Raw genomic sequence first — 19,701 nt, 5'->3', positions numbered from 1 at the left:
GTACAGCCGTTCCCGGCCGCACTGCGCGCCCGCACGAGGGAGGGAAGTTCGGAGGTCACGTGCCGATGGCTCCACGAGTGCAGGAGACGAACTCCTCGCCCCGCGTCGCTCGGCCTCGGAGCCGTCCACTCCTACGACTGCGCGATGAAGGACCGTCGCCGTGCGTCCCCTTCTGTGAGCGATCGTCCGGTGGAGGCGTCGCCCGTCGGAGCGCCGAACCTCCGCTGCCCATGCCTGTCCTGTGTCGATGCCTCGGACAGAAGCCGAGAGGGACCCGGACAGGCCGAACGGCCCTTTCCGCGAAGGCCGTTCGGACTTCAGGACGGGAGCTGCACGCCGTACAGGGTGCGACCGGCGACGAGTTCGCGCCCGGTGACCAGCTCCGGGTCGATGCGCACGAAGACCTCTTGTGGCGCCGGGGCCCAGGAACGCGGGCCCGCCAGCAGAAGCCGTGCGTGCTCCGCGGGGTCGGTCACCAAGGCGGCCTCGCCGGTCACGACCACACTCCAGCCGGAGTGGGCGGCGGCGTCGACCTGGTCGGTCTCGAACGCGACCACCGCGCCGTCGATCGCGCGCACCAGTTGCGAGAAGGCCGACGTGCGCAGCAGCACCGCGCCGTCGTGGCCGAGGCAGAAGTTGACCGGCAGGACGGCGGGCAGCGCCTTCCGCGTGTACACGATGCGCCCCACCGGCACCTGGGTCAGCAGGCGCAGGCACTCCGGCCGGCCGAGTTCGCGAAATCCGTCGTTGGCATACATCGGCCTTCTCGTCTCTCACCTGACAATGCGGTTCGGCATCGGTCCATCCTCGAACGGCGAGGAACTCGCAGCCAGGGACCATGGGGCCCCGGCCGACCGGAGAACGACCCGTTCAGACCGCGATCCGGCGCCCCGTGACGGCGTACGGTTCGATACGCACCCACAGGTCCCGCCGGCCGCCGGCCCACGGCGTGCTGTGGGCCCGCCGGGCGAGCCGATGCGCCTCGTCGAGTTCCGTCACCAGGCGCGCGCGTCCGCGCACGAGCACGCTCCAGCCCTGGCTGAACGCGTCGTCGATCCGGTCGACCTCGAAGGCGACCGGGCCGTCGGTCGCCGGCGTCGCGCCTCGGGCGGTCCTGAAGACGATCGTGCCGTCGACGACGCTGTAGTTGACGGGGACGATCACCGGCCCGTGCGCCGTGGACACCGCGAGCCTCCCGACACCGTGTGTCGAGAGCAGGTCGCCGCACTCGGTCCTGCTCAGTTCGGTGAACTCGGGGGTATGCCCGGCCAGTCCGGGTCCGGGCGGGAGGTCGGCGTCGCCTCCGGTGAGCGCGGAGACCGTGGTCTGCAGGACCGCCGCCAGCGTGCCCAGTGCGCCCGGGCCCGGCGCTGCGGCGGGATGCTCCTCCAAGTGCGCCAGATAGGTGGCGGCCATGCCCGCGCGGGCGGCCGTCTCCTCCCGGGTGAGCCCAAGTTGGGTGCGGCGTGCCGCGATTCGGCGGCCCAGGTCGCCCGAGGGCGGGCCCTCCGTCACGTTGCCCTGCGTCTTTGCGTCCATGACCCGTCAGGTCCTCTCGTCAGGCCGCCGGGACGGCGACCTCGTCATGCGGCTGTTCGCCGAGCACCACCTTGAGGGCGCCGGTGTCGGCGGCCCGGGAGAAGACGTCGTACGCCTCCTCCATGCCGTCCAGCGGGAAGGCGTGGGTGACCAGCTGCGTGGTGGGCAGGCGGCCGGCTGCCGCCGTCCGCGGCAGGGTGGGCGTGGAGTGGGTGTCGACCAGGCCCGTGGTGACGGCGACGTTCTCGATCCAGACCCGGGACGTCCTCCCAGGCGGACCGGCCGGGACCTCGGAGGACGAAGCCCTTCATGATGATCATCACCGTTCTTCGTTCGGGTCCGGAGGTTCCCCAGGCATCCAGCTTGTCCTGCATTCACCTGATCCGCTTGGGCCGTCCGGCCCCGCCCACGGGCCGGACAGGTCCTTGCGGGGCGTGGACGGCAGAGGAGCACGCAGGTCCTGTCGGCCCCGCCCGGAAGGGACCGTACGACCCTTCCCCGAACCCGGCCGGCGCTCGGGGGGCGGCGTGCACCTGCAACGTCGCCGTGTCGGGGGCCGGCCGAAAGCGCCACGGCCGGCCGCGGCGCATCGAGGGCGCGGCGGCCCGGAGCGGCTGGGCCGCGAAGGCATGCGGACCGCTCCTCGCCGCCGGTGCGTCCTGCGCGGCCGGCTCCGCCTCGAGCCATCGCGTCTGCATGCGCGGGCGACCGCCCGGTGGCCGTCATCCGCTCGCGGCGTCCTCGGCCTCCCAGCGCAGCAGGTCTCCCGGCTGGCACGTGAGCGCCTCGCAGAGCGCGGCGAGCGTCGCGAAGCGCACCGCCTTGGCGCGGCCGTTCTTGAGTACCGCGAGGTTGGCGGGCGTGATCCCCACGCGGTCCGCGAGATCGCCCACGGACATCTTCCGCCTGGCCAGCATCACGTCGATGTCGACGACGATCGGCATCAGATCACCTCGTCCAGCTCGGCCTGCAGCTGCGCCGCTTCGCCGTCGCGCGCGACGGCCTGGGCGAGCAGCATCCGCAGCACGAGCACGATGAGCGCGACCCCGAGGATGGCCACACCGACCCCGCCCATGATGACGGTGACGCCCGGGTCGTCCCGCTGGCCCGGCGCATTGACGACCGTCACCGCGAACCACAACAGGGCAGCCGCCACGACCGCGCCGATCACGGCGTCCACGTACCGGAAGGCGGCGTGGGAGAACACGGTTCCGCGGCGCACCATCGTCACCAGCCGCCACACGCTGACCAGGGCGACCTGGGCCGCCGCCATGCCCAGGATCGTGATCACGCGCAGCGGAGTCAGCGGGATCGACCCGTCCTCCGGGTCGTTCCCGCCGACCAGTACCCACACCATCCCTGCCTGTACGAACACGGTGCCGGCGAGCACCACCGCGAGCACGGCGCGCAGCGCACGCACTGCCAGCTTTCCCATGACCCGTCCTTCCATCGAAACGCGATGAGAATCTATCGTTATTCGATAGCTTGGACAAGGCCGGGACGCAGGTCGGGCAGGAGTTTCGCGCGGTGACGGCTCCCGCCCACCACGGTATGGCGGTGCGCGGGCCGTCCTGAGCGTGCCGAAGCAGGCCTCGCTGCAATACGCCTTCGCTCTGCTCAGCGGCGCCGAGTCCGCAAACGGCGCCGGAGCCGGCCGCGGTGCTCGGGTTCGCTCCTCCTCCTTCTCGCCCTAGGGGTGCGTCAGGGCTTCGGCGACGCCTTCGGCCCATGTCTCGATCGCGCCGAAGTCCCGGAAGTCGCCGCCCTTGCCGGAGCGCAGGATCATCCCGGCCACCCGCCCTTTGGCGCCCTCTTCCAGGCATCCCCCGAAGGTGGCGTGGTCCCGGGCGTCCAGCCGGGTCATGGCCCGCCGCACGCCGCGCACAGGCGGAATGTCCCGCTCGGAGGCGGAGGCGTCGAGCGGTCCGCTGCTGAAGAACCACACCGGCCGCTCCGCGAGTCCGGCGCGGTGCCGGCGGACGAACCGCCGCGCGTCCTTGTGCCAGCGTCCCGCGTAGAGCCCCCCGCCGACCACCACGGCGTCGTACGACGTCACGCGCGCCACGGACCGGGCCGGGAGCAGGTCGACGGTCAGGCCGTCCTTGCGCAGAACCTCGGCGACGGCTTCGGCGATCCGGGCCGTGGATCCGTTCGTCGTTCCGTAGGTGACCAACACGCTGTCGGTCATGGCGGTTCGCCTCCTCTTACTCTGGGCTCACAGCCGGCGCGGCCAGTCGTCGGCCACGCCGTGCATGGTCTGTTCCTCGACACGGATGCGGGCGTCGTCGACCCGGTAGGCGAGCTGGTCGAGCACGTCCGCCACGCCGTCGATGCGCCGCGTCATGGACAGGGCGATCCCCTTCTCGCTCTTGCGCGCCGTACTCGGCGCGGACGACGTCCGCGGTCATCACGGAGCCGACCGTGTCGTGCCTCATGGCCGTTCCCTCCTCAGCGCAGTCGGCGCAGATACGGGTCTGGGGGGCGGCGCGGCAGCAGCCGCACCCTCGCGTCGAGCACGTGACGGCGACGGCCTCGACGGCCTGGGTGCCCTCTTCGGCACGGTCGAGATCGGCGCGCAGACAGGTGCGGCCGTTGCGGCGGAAGCCGTCGGTGCCGTCGGTGCCGTTGATGCCGTTGATGCCGTTGATGCCGACGCGTACGGTCATGACGGTGAACTCCTTCTGGGAGTGAGGTGTTCAGGCATCCCAGGTCCATTCGGCGACCTCGGGGAGGTCGGTGCCGTGCTCGCGGATCCAGGCCTGGTGGCGGGTGCGGGCGTCGGCCATCCGCTGGCGTGCCCCGGCGGCGCGGACCGCGAGGCCTGGGACGCGGTCGATGACGTCCATGACGAGCCGGTAGCGGTCGAGGTCGTTGCGGACGACCATGTCGAAGGGCGTGGTCGTGGTGCCGGACTCCTTGTAGCCGCGCACATGCAGGTTGGGGTGGCCGGTGCGGCGGTAGGCGAGGCGGTGGATCAGCCAGGGGTAGCCGTGGTAGGCGAAGATCACCGGCTTGTCGGTGGTGAACAGGCCGTCGTACTCGAAGTCGCTCATGCCGTGCGGGTGTTCCTCACGCGGCATGAGCCGGGTCATGTCGACCACGTTGACGACGCGGACGGCGAGCTCCGGGAGGTGGCGGCGGAGCAACTGGGCGGCGGCCAGGATCTCCTGGGTGGGCACGTCGCCGGCGCAGGCCAGGACGACGTCCGGTTCGCCGCCGTTCTCGGTGCCGGCCCACTCCCAGATCCCCGCGCCGCGGGCGCAGTGTGCGCGGGCCTGGTCCATCGAGAGCCAGTCGAAGCAGGGCTGCTTGCCGGCCACGATCACGTTGACGTAGTCGCGGCTGCGCAGGACGTGGTCGGCCACGGACAGCGCGGTGTTGGCGTCCGGCGGGAGGTAGACGCGGACGACCTCGGGGCTCTTGTTGAGGACGTGGTCGACGAAGCCGGGGTCCTGGTGGGAGAAACCGTTGTGGTCCTGGCGCCACACGTGCGAGGTGAGCAGGTAGTTGAGGGAGGCGACGGGCGCGCGCCACGGCAGCTCCCGTGACGTCTTGAGCCACTTGATGTGCTGGTTGACCATCGAGTCGACGATGTGCACGAACGCCTCGTAGCAGGAGAACAGTCCGTGCCGGCCGGTCAGCAGATAGCCCTCCAGCCAGCCCTGGCAGGTGTGTTCGGACAGGATCTCCATCACTCGGCCGTGATGCTCGAGGTGCTCGTCCACCGGAAGGTGCTGGGCCTGCCAGGCCTTTCCGCTGACGTCGAAGACCGCCTGGAGCCGGTTGGAGGCGGTCTCGTCGGGCCCGACCACCCGGAAGTCGCGGCGGCTTGCGGTGTCCTTCATCACCCGGGCGAGGAGGTCGCCGAGGATGCGGGTGGGCTCATGCAGGGTCGTGCCCGGCTTGTCGACGGGTACGGCGAAGTCGTCGAGGGACGCGAGGGGCAGGTCGCGGACGAGCAGTCCGCCGTTGGCGTACGGGGTGGCGCCGAGCCTGCGCGCGCCCTCGGGGACCGGAGCCAGGACGTCGGCGGCGGGCCTGCCGTCCGGGCCGAAGAGCTCCTCCGGCCGGTACGAGCGCAGCCACGCCTCCAACTGCTCCAGGTGCTGGGGGTTTTCGCGTACGCCGGCCAGCGGGACCTGATGGGCGCGCCAGGTTCCCTCGACGGGCACGCCGTCGACCTCGGCGGGGCCGGTCCAGCCTTTGGGTGTGCGCAGGACGATCATCGGCCAGTGCACGCGCTCGGTGACGCCGTCCTCGCGGGCGCTCCGCTGCATCACGCCGATGCGATCGAGCGCGTCGTCCAGTGCCGCCGCCATGGCCCGGTGCACCGTGGCGGGGTCGTCGCCGGTCACGTGGATCGGGTCGTGGCCGTATCCGCGCAGCAGCGCGTCGAGTTCGGCCTCGGGGAGCCGGGCGAGCACCGTCGGGTTGGCGATCTTGTAGCCGTTGAGGTGCAGGATCGGCAGGACGGCGCCGTCGTGCGCGGGGTCGAGGAACTTGTCGGAGTGCCAGGAGGCGGCCAGCGGCCCGGTCTCCGCCTCACCGTCTCCGATCACACAGGCGACCAGCAGGTTCGGGTTGTCGAAGGCGGCGCCGTACGCGTGGGAAAGGGAGTAGCCGAGTTCGCCTCCCTCATGGATCGAGCCGGGCGTCTCCGGGGCGACGTGGCTGGGCACGCCCCCGGGGAAGGAGAACTGCCGGAACAGCCTGGCCATGCCCGCCCCGTCCCGCGGCACGTCCGGGTAGGTCTCGCTGTAGCTTCCCTCCAGCCAGGAGTTCGCCAGGATCGACGGCCCTCCGTGGCCCGGTCCCCACACGCACAGCACGTCGAGCCCGCGTGCCTTGATGACGCGGTTGAGGTGGGTGTACACGAGGTTGAGGCCGGGCGAGGTGCCCCAGTGGCCGAGCAGTCGGGGCTTGATGTGCTCGGGCCGCAGCGCCTCGGTGAGCAGCGGGTTGGACATCAGGTAGATCTGGCCCGCCGCGAGGTAGTTGGCGGCGCGCCAGTGCGCGTACAGGGTGTGCAGCTCGTCGTCGGAAAGTTCGGTGGCGTTCTGGTGTTCGACCTTGGACATGGGTGAGACTCCAAAAGTCGTGGGCTCAGGTCATCGGACTTTGCGGGCAGCAGGGCGGCCCGTCACACCCGCTCGGGTACGACCGCGACGGCGCAGGCGCAATGGTGAAGTACGGCGTGGGCGACACGCCCCAGCTGGAGTCCGAGCTGCCTCGGGTTGCGGCGCGCGCCGACGACCAGGAGGTCGGCCTCGCGTGAGGCGGCCAGGAGCACCCTGCGGGCCGGGCCCTCGACCGTGCGCCGGCTCAGTTCCACCTCTGCCGGGGTGTCCTCCAGCGCCTTCTCCAGGATGCCGGCGGCCTGCTGTTCGTGCAGCCGTGCGGGTTCGCCGGCGAGCGTAGGGTGATCGGTGGTCTCGTGCGCCGGGCACCGCCAGGCCCGTACGGCGTCCAGCGTCGCGCCGCGGAGCCTCGCCTCCTGGATCGCGAAGCGCAGCGCGGCGGAGTCCGGGCCTGTGTCGCCGACGCCCACGACGACGCGGCCGTGTGTCCCGGCGCCGGTCTTGTCGTCGTCGCTGCCGCGCACCACGATCACGGGGCAGTCCGCGCGTGCGGCGACGGTCAGGCTGACCGACCCGAGCAGCATCTCGACGAGGCCGCTGCGACCGCGGGTGCCGAGCACCGCTGCGGCGGCGTTGCGTCCTTCGCGGACGAGGGCGTACTCGGGTTCCTCGGGAGTCACGTCGGTGGAGATCTTGATGCCGGTCTGACGCAGGCGGGCCCGCTGCGCGGCGGTCCGCACGATGTCCTCTGCGGTGACCTGCTCGGACGGCTTTTCCAGGTCCTGCGCGAGGGCGGCGCCCTCGTACCTCTCCCAGAGGGAGGCGTGTACGAGCCTCAGAGGCGCCCCGCGCCACGCGGCCTCGTCGGCCGCCCAGTCGACCGCGTGCAGGCTCGGCTCGGAGCCGTCCACGCCGACGACGATCGGGAGGTCCATGGTCGTCACCGTCCGGTGCCGAGATCGAAGACGATGCGGGCCTTGACGTCACCGCGCAGCACCTCGTCGATGGAGTCGTTGACGGAGGCGAGCGGGCGGGACTCGTAGACGACTTTGGTGCGGCCGGCCGCGTGCAGCTGGAAGACCTCGGCGAGGTCCTGCCGCGTGCCGACGATCGAACCGATCACACTCGTCCCGTTCAGGACGGTCTCGAAGACGGGCACGCGGACCGTGCCGTGCGCCGGCAGGGCCACCATGACCAGTTTGCCGCCGCGTCGCAGCCCGGAGCCCGCGGCCTCGAACGCGGCGTCGTTCACCGCGAGCGCGATGGCCGCGTGGGCGCCGCCGTGCTGCTTGAGGACCTCGCCCACGTCCTGCTCGCGGGCGTCGACGACGATGTCCGCACCGAGTTCCCGGGCGAGTTCGAGCTTGTCGTCGGTGACGTCTGTCGCGGCGACCGTCGCGCCGGCGATCTTCGCGTACTGCACGGCGAGATGCCCGAGACCGCCGACGCCGGAGATCGCGACGAGCTGGGCGGGCTTGACCTCGGCGACCTTCAGCGCCTTGTACGTCGTGACACCCGCGCAGGTGAGCGGAGCGGCCTCCAGGGCGGTGATCCCGTCGGGCACCGGCTGGGCGAAGTCGGCCCAGGCGAGCATCTTCTCGGCGTAGCCGCCGTCGCAGCCGTAGCCGGTGTTGATCTGCTGCTCGCACAGCGTCTCCCAGCCGGACAGGCAGTGCTCGCACCGCCCGCACGCCCTGCCGAGCCACGGTACGGCGACCCGCTGCCCGACGGCCAGGTGAGTGACGCCCTCACCGAGCTTCTCGACGAGGCCGACGCCCTCGTGCCCGGGGACGAACGGCAGGGTCGGCTTGACCGGCCAGTCGCCGTGCGCCGCATGGATGTCGGTGTGGCACAGCCCGGACGCCTCCACCCGGACGCGTACCTGGCCGGGGCCGGGGTCGGGGTCGGGTCGCTCCTCGATGACGAGGGGCTCGCCGAACGCTCGTACGACCGCTGCCTTCATGGGTCTCTTCTCCTCGGGAATGTCGGGTCGGGTCAGTCGTGGGCGACGACGGCGACGGGAGCGGTGGAGTGGTGCAGGGCGGCGTGCGTGACATGGCCGATGTGCGCGCCGAGCGGGCTGCGGCGGACGCGTCGGCCCACGACGAGGGAGGCCTCACGGGAGGCGTCCACGACGTGGACGGCCGGGCTGCCGTAACGGGACTCCTCGACGACCTCGACGTCCGGGTATATCCGCTCGGTCCGGTGCTGATGGGTCTCGGCGCCCAGAAGGGGGGTTCGGCCCATGGGCTCAGGTACCGGCTCCCAGACGTGGACGATCTTCAGGGGCAGGTCACGCAGCTCGGCTTCGCGTGCCGCTCATTCTGCCGCGGCCCTGCTCTCGGACGAGCCGTCGAGACCCACGGTGACGGTGCGGAGCATGATCTTCACCTCCTCGGGTGGGGGATCCGATTCCAGGCTCGTCTGTGCGGGGCTTCGCCGGCAGGGGCCACTGGTCCCGGATCGGGTCCGACGGTCCCCATGGCGCGGAGCGCGCGGCGGGCCACGGGCGGGGCCGACGGCGCCGCGGTGGTCGGCGCAGCCGGCTGTGGTCGCGGACGAAGGGCAGCCCGGCCCAGAGCCGGCCCGCGCCCAGGGTGTCGCCGGCGGGCGCAACGGCCAGGACGATCAGGGCCGGGGCTCACGCACGCTCCTGAGCTCCGGACCGAGGACGACCGCTCCGGTACCGAACGGCCCGATCGGTGGACCGGGTGGCCCATGGCCTGGTCGGCGGACTCGACACACGCTGGTCCTGGAAGTCCTTGCATCCCGCCGTGGAGGCTGCGCCGTGAACACTTCCCGCACACCCAGCATGCTGCGCTCGCTGTCCGCCGATCACCGCCTGCGGCTCATGCGCGTCGCCCGGGAGGTGTCCATCCCCCAGGGAACACGCCTCTTCGAGGAAGGCACACGTGCCGACCGCTTCTGGATCATCCGCACCGGCACGATCGAGCTCGACATGCGCGTGCCCGGCCGTCGGGCCGCCGTCATCGAGAGCCTCGGGCACAACGAACTGGTCGGCTGGTCCTGGCTCTTCACCCCGCACGTCTGGCACCTGGGGGCCGAGGCGACCACTCCGGTGCGGGCCTACGAGTTCGACGCCACGGCGGTCGGGTCGATGTGCCGGGACGACCCGGCCCTCGGCAACGACGTCGCCCGATGGGTGGGCGACGTACTCGCCCACCGTCTCCGCTCGGCCAGGACCCGTCTCCTGGACCTGTACGCCCCGTACGGCGCCGGCAGCCTCATCTGACCCGCCGCCCGGATCATGGTCCGGGCCGAGGTCAAGCGGCTCCCCGTGGTCGATGCCCTGGGCATTCTCGAAGGCGTCGTCAGCCGCGCCGACCCGCTCAAGGTCTTCCTGCGCACCCACCAGGACCTGGCCGCACCCCTCGAGGCGAGTGGGGCCGGTCGGCCCTGGTGGATTCGGTTCGGGCACGTGATGATCGGCGTGAGGGACAGCCCGCAGTCTGTCCTCGACCGGGGAACGAGGGGTCGCCATGCCAGAGCCACGCATTTTCACCGAGCAGAACCCGATCCGGGTGTTCCTGCTGGACGACCATGAAGTCGTCCGCCGCGGCCTGGCCGACCTGCTCGACGCCGAGCCCGACATCTCGGTGATCGGCGACGCCGGCACCGTAGAACACGCGCTGGCGCGCGGGCCCGCTCTGCGCCCCGACGTCGCCGTCCTCGACGTGCGCCTCCCGGACGGCGACGGCATCTCGGTCTGCCGGGAGCTGCGCAGCCAGATGCCGGAGCTGGCCTGTCTGATGCTGACCTCGTTCGACGACGAGGAGGCCCTGCTCGACGCGATCATGGCCGGCGCCTCCGGCTACGTCCTCAAGCAGATCAAGGGATCCGACCTGGTCTCGGCGGTCCGCACGGTGGCCTCGGGCCAGTCGATGCTGGACCCGGCGACCACCGCCCGCCTGATGCGCTCGCTGCGGGCGGATCCCGCCGACAGCCCTGCCGTGCCCTCCGAACTGGCGAGCCTGTCACCGCGCGAGAGGGACATCCTGGCCCTGATCGGCGACGGGCTGACCAACCGCGAGATCGGCAACAAGCTCTACCTGTCGGAGAAGACCGTCAAGAACCACATCTCCCGTCTCCTTGCCAAGCTGGGCGTGCAACGCCGGGTCCAGGCAGCGGTCCTCGCCTCCCACCTGGAGCAGCCGGACAGGGGCGACCATCGGCAGAAGTGATCGACCGCGGACCCATCGCGCCAAGGACCGTGGCGGTGATCGGGAACGGGGTCGACATGCTCTTCGCGTCGACGAACCTGACCGTGGTCAGGGCGCTGATCGCGGTGCCGCCACGCCTGCGCCGAAGACGCCGATCGCGAGGCCGCGCCGCTCGGGCGGAAACCATGCGTTGACCAGGGGCACGCCGACGGCGAAGGCATTGCCGCCGACGCCGAGGAAGAACCCGCCGACCAGCAGGGCGGTGAGCGAGGAGTGACCGGCCGGGCCGAGGTGGAGGACCGGCACGACGGTGACGGCCGACACGATCGGGAACATGACCCTGCCCCCGAACCGGTCGGTCAGCGCGCCGACCGGGTTGCGGCCCGGAGAGCCGACCACGACGGGCGCCGCCACCAGCAGCGACTGGTGGAAGCAGCGGCTGCTGGAAGGACGACAGGTCAAGGCTGTCCTTGGACCGGGACCGAGCCGGCTGAGCAGCGCTCACGCCCAGAAGTTCACCGCGAACCCGACGGTGGCCAGGGCCGGCATCAGCCAGTCCCGTCCGGACACCGGCGTGCCCTTCGGTGCGCTGCCGCTCGTCGACGTCGTCGGCTGGACCATGTCGTCCGCCCTCTCCCCCGCCCCAAGCGGCTGGAGGACTTCGAGTTCGACAAGAATCCGAACATCGTCCCGGAGCAGGTCAACACCCTCGCCGACCCGGCCTGGGTGAAGGCCGGCCTGCCGCTCTACCTGATCGGGGACTCCGGCACCGGCAAGTGGCACCTGCTGATCGGGATCGGCACCGCGATCGCCGAGGCGGGTCTACGGGTCCGCTACACGACCACGGCGAACCTGGTGAACGAGCTCGCCGAGGCCGCGGACGAGAAGAAGCTGAACCGGACGCTGGCCCGCTACGGGCGCGTCGACCTGCTCTGCCTGGACGAGTTCGGCTACCTCGACCTGGACAAGACCGGCGCGAAGCTGCTGTTCCAGGTGTTCGCCGAACGCGGGGAACGACGGGCGATCGCCATCGCGTCGAACGCTCCGTTGTCGGAGTGGAAGCAGACCTTCACCGATCCGCGGCTCTGCTCGGCGATCGTGGACCGGGTCACGTTCAACGCCCACATCATCGAGACCGGCACCGACAGCTTCCGCCTAGCCCAGACCCAGGAGAAGCAAGCACGACGCAGGGCCACGCAGGCATGACCAGCTATGACGCATTCCTAGCCCAAGTCCGCCACCGCAGCGGCTATGGCGACACCGCCCACGCCGAGCAGATCCTCGCCTCTGCCCTGGAGGTGCTGGCCGACCGGATCAGCCCGCCCACGGCCCAGGTCCTGGCCCGCGAACTGCCCGCCTTCCTGACCGAGGCCCTGGAAAGCCGCACGGATACGGAAGCCGAGCAGTTCAGCGCGGAGGCGTTCTGCCGCCGGATGGCCGAGTTGAACGAAACGGACCTCATCACCGCCCGCTGGGACGCCGAGGTCGTACTGACCTGCCTCGCCGACACGCAACCCCAGGAGTTAACCGCGCAACTCCTGCATGAACTGCCCCACGACTACTGGCCCCTGTTCGGCAGACCCGCCGGCTGACCTGACGGTTCAAGCCCCGGACCGAGGCCCGCGCCCCAAGGGGGGCGCCGGCCGTGGCCAAGTTGGGTCCGTCCGTTCTCCGACGGCCGAACCAATGCCCGTCCTCGTCGTCCACCGCGGATCGGAGAATCCGACCGTCCCGGATCGAACACGGGTCGAGTTCCTGCGGTCCGTCGAGCCTGTCGGGGCCCTCCGTCCGGTCCGGATCCGATGCGTTTCACGCTACCGTCCCGGCCCCCCTCCACGGCCAGAGAACCCACCCAATCGGCGTGGAGCCCAAACAACTTGCCAGAGCCAGGTTGAAGCCCCTCACACGCGCCCCGTCACACCCCAAGTAGAGCCACTTCCAGTGTCGAAGTGGAGCCAAAACAACCTGTCACAATCACAACCCAGTCTTCATTGGCTGTGTCAGTTTCTGTGGATTCCATTTCGAGGTGAGTTCGGGAGTCACTCGAGGGGCACGCGCATGATCAATGTCGATGTGAATTGATGTCACCGCGCCGTTGTGTCCCATTGTTAGCTCCCGACGCCGTCGAGGATCATGCGGTGTTCGAGTGACGTGCCAAAGGTCGGCCGATGGAGTTTGGTCAGAAGCCGAAGGAGTTGTGCGGTTCGGGGTCGGTCCAAAACATCCGAGCAAGACGTCCGATCGCGTCGTCGGCGTGCGTAGTGATGTGGCCCGCATGCGCCAGGTGGCGCGCCGACATGCCACCGAAGTACAAAGCCACTTCATCAACGTCGAGGTCAGTTCATCTGCCGACGGGCCTGTTTCACCTCGTGGTCGATGGCCCAGGCGTGGGCGACCGGGCCCAGGTGGCCCAGCTTGTCGGGGTTGATGACCGAGCGGATGGTCTGGATCTGCCTGTCGAGCACGTCGAGGCGCAGGACGCTGGCCCACTCACTCAGCCGCAGCCCGGCCCGCCCCCAGGGCCACGGGAACGGCTGCTTCATCAAGCTGGTGAGAGCGCCTCGGGGGGGCCAGGCGAGGCGCCCCTGGGCTACTACGTGCAAACCTGCTACCCGAAGGAAGGAGATGACCTGCGGTGCAACGCTTCACCGAGTTCGACTTCGGAGCCTCATGGGTGATGAGTTTTTTCCACCAGGACTGGATCTATGAGGCGAAGACCGCTGCTGAGCTCGTCGCGCGGCACCTGCCGCAAGGGGCCGACGAGTATGCCTTAGCCGTGCGTCGCGATGCACTGACGCTCCTCGGCGGCCTTCCGTCGGAGACACAGGAGGTGCTGTGGACGGCCGGATCGCAGTATGGCCCGAGCTTCCGGCGCACCACGGGAGCCGAGTGGACGCGGACGGTCGTCGGCGTCTGTGACGCCTGGTTGTCCGCGAAAGCGGAGGTACGCCCGCTCACCGGAGCCGACACGGACGACGGCCTGATCCACCGGAACGCGGTCGTCGCCGAGATCGAGCGGATGGGGTTCCTCACCGCCAAGGTGCGCCAGGCGCTCGTCGGCTGCGCTCACCGCTGCACGCCGGACCTGGCCTTGCGGGTGCTGCTGAGGGCTGCCGAGTACACGCCTGGTGCGTCGTTGTCCGAGGACCAGTACGAGAGACTGGAGAGCATCGGATCGGCCCTCCACTACGGCGAGTTCGTAGTGGACGGCGTCCGGTTCCTGGTCGAGCCGCCGTGACCGCGACACCAGGGTCCGCGCTCACCCGAGTGCGGGCCCCTTCTCATGCCGTCGTGCGCGGCACCCTGGTCGCACGGCGGGTCAGCCTCGGCTCGATCAGGGTGGCCTCAGGGTACGAGGTGGCCGTCCAGCTTCCGGTCGGACACGGCACTGGGCCTGCCTGGGTTCTGGCACAAGGTAATAGCGCGCCAGGTCGCCGAGGAACAGGTTCCTCGACCACCACGGGAACACGACCTCGAGGGCCGTGGTCTCGCAGAGGCTGTGCCGCTCGATGACGTCGGCAGCCTGGAGCGCGACCGCGTTGTAGATCGCGGACAGGGCGCCGAACGACGGCGCGAGCGTGATCGGCGTCGCCGTGTTCAGGGCCTGCTGGAACAGGACCGGCTTCACGCGGATCTCGTGCGCGACCATCGCGTTCCGCAGGTACCAGGCCACCAGCTCCGGGAAATGGCGCTGGGTCAGGATGCTGGCCTGGAGACACACACCGACGGCGTCGCAGCGGACCTCCACCGGGTCCGGGCACGGCACCCGGTAGCAGGGCTTCGTCGCACCGGAGATGTCGTCGGCCTCGGTGTGGACCCACGTCATCGCGCCGACGTCCAGGGACAGCGGCTTGTAGTAGCGCAGGCCGCCACGCGACAGCTGGAGCTCGGGGGCGTCCCACAGCATGTCCGGGCAGGCCACGCCGGTGATGTCGTACAGCGTCTCCGACGGGGCGCACCAGCCGCCCGACGCGACGAGCTCACCCTGCGGAAGCCGCGCCTGGGACTGCGCGGCGATCGCCACGGTCGTGCCCTCGGGCGCGGAGCTGGAGTCGGTGACAATGAGTTCCTGCGGGTACGGGTGCCGGTAGGAGATCACCTGTCCCATGCCTCCACCGGCCGTCTTGAGCGCGTTGGCACGGCTGATGATGCCGCTCACGACCTGCCCCAAGTCAAGTGGGGCCCTGCACAATCCGCACTCCTTCTTCCTGCCTGATTCAGTTCGCCGGGTCACGCCAGCGTCGGCCCTCTCTCGTCGACTGCCTCCCGTCAGCATTCCGGTGTCAGGGGTGTGATCGGGGGCTACGCCGCGCGTAGCTTCCGCACTGCGACTCCGGTCGGCGCGACCCACCCACAATTTGACAACTGGTTTGAGTCACCGAGTAGTTGACCAAAGCTGTGGGGTTCCTGTGCAAACCGTGACACCGGTCATAGTTCGAGGTCGTCAGCTTTGATGGGGTGATCTTCCCGTTCACGGTGGGAGGAGAAGCATCTTGCGTACTTCCGGACGATTATCAGCACTCGCTCTCGGCTTCGTCAGTCTCGGGGCGTTACTCAGCGGCACTAGCGCCCAGGCGGCGGATGTCACGGGCGGTAATCAGGGGCAGACCGTCTGGCTTCGGTCGAGCGCACCCGTCGACATTCCGTTGGGGTCCGACTACCGGTCGGCTCTGACCTCGCAGCGTTCTGCCGTCGCGGTGGAGCGGTTGCAGACCAGCGAGACGCCTCCGGTGCCGGAACCGTCGAGTGAGGCTGACGAACAGAAGATCGCACGCGACAGCGGAGCGACGTATGTAGCCGAAGCCGGCGACAAGGCCGCAGGTAAGCGGATTCGGTCTGCTCAGGCTCTCACCAAGGAGCAGTGCCGGGCTAGGGCTGATGCGCACAGCACGGTGGGCAAGGTCATCAATCACTTCAGCTTCTGCCGCTGGGGGTACAACACCGCCGTCAAGCTCAATGGGGAAGGCGCCGTCGAGGGGATGGTCCGGTTCCGGGAAACCGAGATCGGGACCGGCTCGGACAACATGCGGGATGCGTTGATCGAGGTCCACACCGACGAGGTCGTAGCGTCCGGCAAGTTCAACGACTCCGCGCTGATGAGCTTCAATGTCGCCCAGGCAGGATGGCCCTCCGCCAGTTCCTGCCAGGTGGCCGACATCTCCTCGAACCCCTTCACCACGACCGTGGGTGACTGGCGGGATGAGTACATCGCTTACGGGTTGGTGTCGGCCCGGGGTTCCGGAATAGGCCCGGACGATATTGCGACCTGTGTCTACCAGCACAACTGGAAGGTCACCGGCGGCGGTGCTACTACCCCCTGGAGCGGCGGTCCCCAAAGCGGTCTGCGGTTCGACTCCTCGAAGTCCTTGGGCAGCAACTTCTACGACCAAGGCGTGGTCTTCGACCGGGTTGTGCCGACGTTCTCGTACGATCGCGCCCAGGCCGACACCGCAGGCGTCGCGAAGCACGTCTACGACGCCCTGTACAAGCCGCAGACCACCTACCCGACCAAGGCGGGCAAGGTGATCCCAGGCGACATCTGGAGCGGTAGGCGGCCTCTGCATCGCAATTGGACCAACTACGACGCTGCCGCGGCCGAGGTGACCCGGAAGAATCGCAACGCCAAGGACGCCGCGTGCCGGGGGCTGAGCCGGCCGAACGACACGTACCAGTGCGATGAGTTCCCGTTCGCCTCCACCAAGGAAGGTGCTGGCGTGGGGGACGGGAACTTCTCCGTCCGCTATGTGCCGGGTGCGGAGAACGGGCAAGCGGGCCGTGAACTGGGCACCTGGTACGGCAGCGACCGAGTGCTTCACAACAACGAGTACGGGATCATCGTGTACTGATCGCTGCTTTCGGGTATGGCGGGGGAACGGTCGCAGCGGCCGTTCCCCCTACGCGTGGGTCGGTCAGCGCACGCCAAGCGGCGGCTTACCGTGCCGGGCTGTGAGCTGTTCTCGTCGGCTGACCCGCGGCGCCGGAGCTGGTGGTGTCTGCTTTCCGGACGGCGCGAAGACGACGGCGTACGCCTCGTACCAGTTGCTGTTCGCGTCTTGCTTCGAATCGGCCTCGAACCGGTCGCGCGAGTCGGCCCGTCCCTGGGCCCACACGTGCACGTCGTAGATACGGGATGGATCGAGAGCGAGGCTTGCGTCACCCGGCTCAGACAGCCGGCCGAAGGCGCCGATCGGCGCCTCGGCCGGTTTAGCAGGGCCGTTCATCGTGTCGAACGGGGCCATGCGGCCTGTGTACACAGGCCGGTAGTGCTCCGCGGCGAGCAATGTCCAGGGGGGGCCTGGGGCTTCGCCCTGCCGATGACTCAGGGCCAGCCCGACGAGAGCAGTGTGCTCTTGCATGCTGGTTCTGATCACGATCTGGCCGGGGCCGACGATGACCGGCTTGTCAGACCCGAAGTCTGGCTTGCTCTCCTTGCGCTCGAATCCCGGCTCCCACAACTCTCCGACGGGAAAGTGGCCGTACTCCACGCTGACGGCCCCCGCATGACTGATCTCTGACATGGCTAGAGCCTGCCAGGAGTACCGCCTTCGGTGCACAGGCACCAGTCAGCCAACGTCAGAAACCGGTCGGCGGTCGCACGCACCTTCCCCTCCGCCGCGTCCGCATCAACGCCCCGTAACCCCTCCAGCGTTCTACGGCTTCGCGGTACAACCGTTTGGTGACGGCGGTTGTCGACTATCCGCCCCGATCAACAGCGCCGAAAGTTCTCACATGACCATCCCGCCTCCCGCCGACATACCCCAGCCCGAGGTACCGCGATATCGTCTGCGCTCGTGGCCGGCGCTTCGGCGAGGAGGGCGGCGGCAACGGCCTGCATGCGCACACTGCGCAGCACGCGCTGCGCGGTGCCGGGGTGAATGCCGAGCCGCTCGCTGGCGCCGGCGGCCGTGACGTACGGGCGGGCCGCGAGCAGCGCGGCGATACGCGGCGTCAGTTCCCCGCGCGGAACGACGTCGCGGGCCCCGTCCGGGCGGCCGCTCCCCCGGCCGTGAGCGTCGGGTGCGTGCAGCGGTTTGAACGTGTTGCTGTGACCGGAGGCGTCGTTCACGAGTCAGCTCGTAGGCGGTTGACGGGATCCCGTCCGATCACTTCGATCGAGGCGGGATCTCTGCGCTTCGCCGGACGGGCGGCAGGCACCCATGGCGGGCTGGCGCCCGTAATCCGCTGTTCACCGCCTCCTTCGCGAGCAAGAATCGTCCGCATGTCTGCGATCCCCGGTGGCACGACCGCCTACCACGACCTGCCCGCGTTCCTCGCCCAGCCTCGCGTCAACTCCCTTGCGCTGTCCGCCGACGGTGGCCGTCTCGTCGCCACCGTGCAGACGCTGTCGCAGGACCGGACCAGGTTCGTGTCCGGGTTGTGGGAGATCGATCCGGCCGGGGAGCGCGAGGCGCTGCGCCTGACCCGGTCAGGGAAGGGCGAGTCCGGGCCCGCGTTCGGCCCGGACGGGGTGCTGTACTTCCTGTCGGAACGCGAGGACGGCAGTGAGGAGGACAAGCACGAGGGTGCCGCGCTGTGGGCGCTGCCCGGGCGTGGTGAGGCCGCCGTCGTGGCCCGCCACCCGGGCGGGATCACCGCGTTCACTGTCGCCCGGGAGTCCGGCGCGCTGGCCCACACCGCCGGGCTGCTGCCCGGGGCCGCCGACGCCGACGCGCACGGCAAGCTGCGCACGGCGCGCAAGGACGCGAAGGTCACCGCGATCCTGTACGAGGCCGGGCCGACCCGCGCCTGGGACCGCGATCTCGGCCCCGAGGAACAGCACACCTTCGTGCGCGCGGGGGCCGAGGGCGCCGTGGTCGACGCCGGCGGGCAGGGCGTCGGCCTCGAGCACCCCGGGGACGTGGCGCTGTCGCCCGACGGGACGCGAGTGGCCTACACCCGGTTCGTACCCGGCCGGGTGCCCGCCGAGAACCGCACCGCCGTGGTGGTGGCACACGCGGCCACCGGCGAGGAGGTCTTCGTCCTGGGCGATGTGGAGCATCTCTACGAGGCGCCGGTGTTCACGCACGACGGCTCGGCGGTCGTGTGCTCGCGGATGACGTGGCCGACTTACGACGAGTCGATGGACATGACGCTCGTCCGGGTCGGCGTGGACGGCAGCGAGGCCGTCGATCTGCTCCCCGGGTTCGACAACTGGCCTGTCGGCACCGTCTGTTCGACGGTCGACGACGCCCTCTTCTTCATGGCCGATGTGAAGGGTCACGCGCCCGTCTTCCAGCGGGACGCGGACGGCACCGTGACCCGGCTCACCGCCTCGGGCGCGTACAGCTCGCTCTGCGTGGCCCCCGACGGGCGGACGCTGTACGCGCTGCGCAACGCGATCGATTCGCCGCCGCGGCCGGTCAGGTTCGAGGCTGGCGTCGCCGACCAGACGCCGGTCGAGCTGCCCGCCCCCGGTGCGTTCGACGCGCTGCCGGGCACCCTCACCGAGGTGCACGCCAACGCGGCGGACGGGTACCGGCTGCGCGGCTGGCTCGTGCTGCCGGAGGGCGCGTCGGCCGAGAACCCCGCGCCGCTGCTCGTCGCCGTGCACGGCGGGCCGCAGGGCAGCTGGAACGGCTGGACCTGGCGGTGGAACCCGTGGCCGTTCGCGGCCCGCGGCTACGCGGTGCTGCTTCCCGACCCGGCCCTGTCGACCGGCTACGGTCAGGAGGGCCATCGGCGAGGCTGGGGGCAGTGGGGCGGGGTCCCGTACACGGACGTGATGGCGCTGACCGACGCAACCGAGGCCCGTGACGACATCGATGCAGCGCGCACCGCGCTCGGGGGCGGCTCCTACGGCGGCTACATGGCCAACCGGGTCGCCACGAGCACTGATCGGTTCAAGGCGATCGTGAGCCACGCGGGCCTGTGGGACCTGCGGTCCTTCCAGGGCGACACCGACG

At 70.1% G+C, this 19,701-nt stretch carries 21 protein-coding genes and 4 pseudogenes; 8 read left to right on the top strand and 17 right to left on the bottom strand.

The genetic code is table 11. The annotated features are described in order from the left end of the window. Positions 1 to 317: 317 nt before the first annotated feature. From ACN6LD_RS22590 to ACN6LD_RS22540, 11 genes and pseudogenes are all read right to left on the bottom strand, one after another. Positions 318 to 758 carry a pyridoxamine 5'-phosphate oxidase family protein gene (locus ACN6LD_RS22590; protein ID WP_445044110.1) on the bottom strand — a complete coding sequence of 147 codons (441 nt, stop codon included), beginning with the start codon at positions 756 to 758 and terminating at the stop codon, positions 318 to 320. Positions 759 to 870: 112 nt separating this feature from the next. Next, the gene (locus tag ACN6LD_RS22585; RefSeq protein WP_445044109.1) at positions 871 to 1,539 is read right to left on the bottom strand and encodes a helix-turn-helix domain-containing protein; all 669 of its coding nucleotides are present in this window, start codon (positions 1,537 to 1,539) and stop codon (positions 871 to 873) included. A gap of 19 nt (positions 1,540 to 1,558) precedes the next feature. Further along, positions 1,559 to 1,795, bottom strand: a pseudogene (locus tag ACN6LD_RS22580) (alcohol dehydrogenase); the annotation flags it as partial. Between the two features lie 466 nt (positions 1,796 to 2,261). Further along, positions 2,262 to 2,483, bottom strand: a complete 222-nt coding sequence (locus tag ACN6LD_RS22575) for a helix-turn-helix domain-containing protein (protein ID WP_319186851.1) — start codon at positions 2,481 to 2,483, stop codon at positions 2,262 to 2,264. After that, positions 2,483 to 2,974 (bottom strand): DUF2975 domain-containing protein, encoded by a 492-nt coding sequence (locus tag ACN6LD_RS22570; RefSeq protein WP_319186850.1) that lies wholly within the window; start codon positions 2,972 to 2,974, stop codon positions 2,483 to 2,485. Before ACN6LD_RS22570 ends, ACN6LD_RS22575 begins: the two co-directional genes overlap by 1 nt. Positions 2,975 to 3,229: 255 nt before the next feature. Then, on the bottom strand, positions 3,230 to 3,727 hold the full coding sequence (locus tag ACN6LD_RS22565; protein WP_319186849.1) for a flavodoxin domain-containing protein: 498 nt from the start codon (positions 3,725 to 3,727) through the stop codon (positions 3,230 to 3,232). A gap of 27 nt (positions 3,728 to 3,754) precedes the next feature. Continuing rightward, positions 3,755 to 3,883 (bottom strand): hypothetical protein, encoded by a 129-nt coding sequence (locus ACN6LD_RS22560; RefSeq protein WP_445044108.1) that lies wholly within the window; start codon positions 3,881 to 3,883, stop codon positions 3,755 to 3,757. 352 nt (positions 3,884 to 4,235) lie between these two features. Beyond that, positions 4,236 to 6,617: a phosphoketolase family protein gene (locus ACN6LD_RS22555; RefSeq protein ID WP_445044107.1), complete on the bottom strand. Its 2,382-nt coding sequence runs from the start codon at positions 6,615 to 6,617 to the stop codon at positions 4,236 to 4,238. 62 nt (positions 6,618 to 6,679) lie between these two features. Beyond that, positions 6,680 to 7,552, bottom strand: coding sequence for a universal stress protein (locus tag ACN6LD_RS22550; protein WP_445044106.1), 873 nt, complete (start codon positions 7,550 to 7,552; stop codon positions 6,680 to 6,682). 5 nt (positions 7,553 to 7,557) lie between these two features. Further along, positions 7,558 to 8,580 carry an alcohol dehydrogenase AdhP gene (adhP, locus tag ACN6LD_RS22545; protein ID WP_445044105.1) on the bottom strand — a complete coding sequence of 341 codons (1,023 nt, stop codon included), beginning with the start codon at positions 8,578 to 8,580 and terminating at the stop codon, positions 7,558 to 7,560. A gap of 32 nt (positions 8,581 to 8,612) precedes the next feature. After that, the gene (locus tag ACN6LD_RS22540) at positions 8,613 to 8,897 is read right to left on the bottom strand and encodes a universal stress protein (protein ID WP_445044133.1); all 285 of its coding nucleotides are present in this window, start codon (positions 8,895 to 8,897) and stop codon (positions 8,613 to 8,615) included. 532 nt (positions 8,898 to 9,429) lie between these two features. On the opposite strand from ACN6LD_RS22540, the gene ACN6LD_RS22535 reads away from it, so the two are divergent. The 3 genes and pseudogenes from ACN6LD_RS22535 (at position 9,430) to ACN6LD_RS22525 (ending at position 10,819) form a co-directional block, all read left to right on the top strand. Then, positions 9,430 to 9,870, top strand: a complete 441-nt coding sequence (locus ACN6LD_RS22535; RefSeq protein ID WP_415924816.1) for a cyclic nucleotide-binding domain-containing protein — start codon at positions 9,430 to 9,432, stop codon at positions 9,868 to 9,870. A 3-nt stretch (positions 9,871 to 9,873) separates the two neighbouring features. Continuing rightward, a pseudogene (locus tag ACN6LD_RS22530) lies at positions 9,874 to 10,002 on the top strand (CBS domain-containing protein); the annotation flags it as partial. Positions 10,003 to 10,117: 115 nt separating this feature from the next. After that, a complete protein-coding gene (locus ACN6LD_RS22525; protein ID WP_319186843.1) occupies positions 10,118 to 10,819 on the top strand; it encodes a response regulator transcription factor in 702 nt (233 codons plus the stop codon). An 87-nt stretch (positions 10,820 to 10,906) separates the two neighbouring features. Here the strand turns inward: ACN6LD_RS22525 and ACN6LD_RS22520 are convergent, their stop codons facing one another. Next, entirely contained in the window at positions 10,907 to 11,260 is a 354-nt protein-coding gene (locus ACN6LD_RS22520) for an MFS transporter (RefSeq protein ID WP_445044104.1), read from the bottom strand. 135 nt (positions 11,261 to 11,395) lie between these two features. Between ACN6LD_RS22520 and ACN6LD_RS22515 the strand changes: the two are divergent. Then, positions 11,396 to 12,004: pseudogene (locus ACN6LD_RS22515) on the top strand (ATP-binding protein); the annotation flags it as partial. Continuing rightward, positions 12,001 to 12,390: a DUF2267 domain-containing protein gene (locus ACN6LD_RS22510; RefSeq protein WP_445044103.1), complete on the top strand. Its 390-nt coding sequence runs from the start codon at positions 12,001 to 12,003 to the stop codon at positions 12,388 to 12,390. The pseudogene ACN6LD_RS22515 and the gene ACN6LD_RS22510, both read left to right, overlap by 4 nt. 587 nt (positions 12,391 to 12,977) lie before the next feature. On the opposite strand, the gene ACN6LD_RS22505 is transcribed toward ACN6LD_RS22510, so the two are convergent. After that, positions 12,978 to 13,118, bottom strand: a complete 141-nt coding sequence (locus ACN6LD_RS22505; RefSeq protein WP_319186841.1) for a sterol carrier protein domain-containing protein — start codon at positions 13,116 to 13,118, stop codon at positions 12,978 to 12,980. A gap of 16 nt (positions 13,119 to 13,134) precedes the next feature. Then, positions 13,135 to 13,275 (bottom strand): annotated as a pseudogene (locus ACN6LD_RS22500) (RNA polymerase subunit sigma-24); the annotation flags it as partial. A 158-nt stretch (positions 13,276 to 13,433) separates the two neighbouring features. On the opposite strand from ACN6LD_RS22500, the gene ACN6LD_RS22495 reads away from it, so the two are divergent. Then, positions 13,434 to 14,036: a hypothetical protein gene (locus ACN6LD_RS22495; protein ID WP_319186840.1), complete on the top strand. Its 603-nt coding sequence runs from the start codon at positions 13,434 to 13,436 to the stop codon at positions 14,034 to 14,036. A 96-nt stretch (positions 14,037 to 14,132) separates the two neighbouring features. Here the strand turns inward: ACN6LD_RS22495 and ACN6LD_RS22490 are convergent, their stop codons facing one another. Further along, a complete protein-coding gene (locus ACN6LD_RS22490) occupies positions 14,133 to 15,074 on the bottom strand; it encodes a major capsid protein (RefSeq protein ID WP_445044132.1) in 942 nt (313 codons plus the stop codon). A gap of 217 nt (positions 15,075 to 15,291) precedes the next feature. On the opposite strand from ACN6LD_RS22490, the gene ACN6LD_RS22485 reads away from it, so the two are divergent. Then, a complete protein-coding gene (locus tag ACN6LD_RS22485; RefSeq protein ID WP_319186838.1) occupies positions 15,292 to 16,644 on the top strand; it encodes a NucA/NucB deoxyribonuclease domain-containing protein in 1,353 nt (450 codons plus the stop codon). A 63-nt stretch (positions 16,645 to 16,707) separates the two neighbouring features. Here the strand turns inward: ACN6LD_RS22485 and ACN6LD_RS22480 are convergent, their stop codons facing one another. Further along, positions 16,708 to 17,316, bottom strand: a complete 609-nt coding sequence (locus ACN6LD_RS22480) for a hypothetical protein (RefSeq protein WP_445044102.1) — start codon at positions 17,314 to 17,316, stop codon at positions 16,708 to 16,710. Between the two features lie 188 nt (positions 17,317 to 17,504). After that, positions 17,505 to 17,864 (bottom strand): hypothetical protein, encoded by a 360-nt coding sequence (locus tag ACN6LD_RS22475; protein ID WP_445044101.1) that lies wholly within the window; start codon positions 17,862 to 17,864, stop codon positions 17,505 to 17,507. A 153-nt stretch (positions 17,865 to 18,017) separates the two neighbouring features. On the opposite strand from ACN6LD_RS22475, the gene ACN6LD_RS22470 reads away from it, so the two are divergent. After that, the coding region (locus ACN6LD_RS22470) for a prolyl oligopeptidase family serine peptidase (RefSeq protein ID WP_445044100.1) at positions 18,018 to 19,701 on the top strand (1,684 nt) is incomplete at its 3' end.

The organism is Streptomyces sp. SAS_272, from assembly GCF_052543235.1.
Note: the sequence above shows the minus strand (reverse complement) of the source record. Positions and strands in the feature narration are given on the sequence as shown.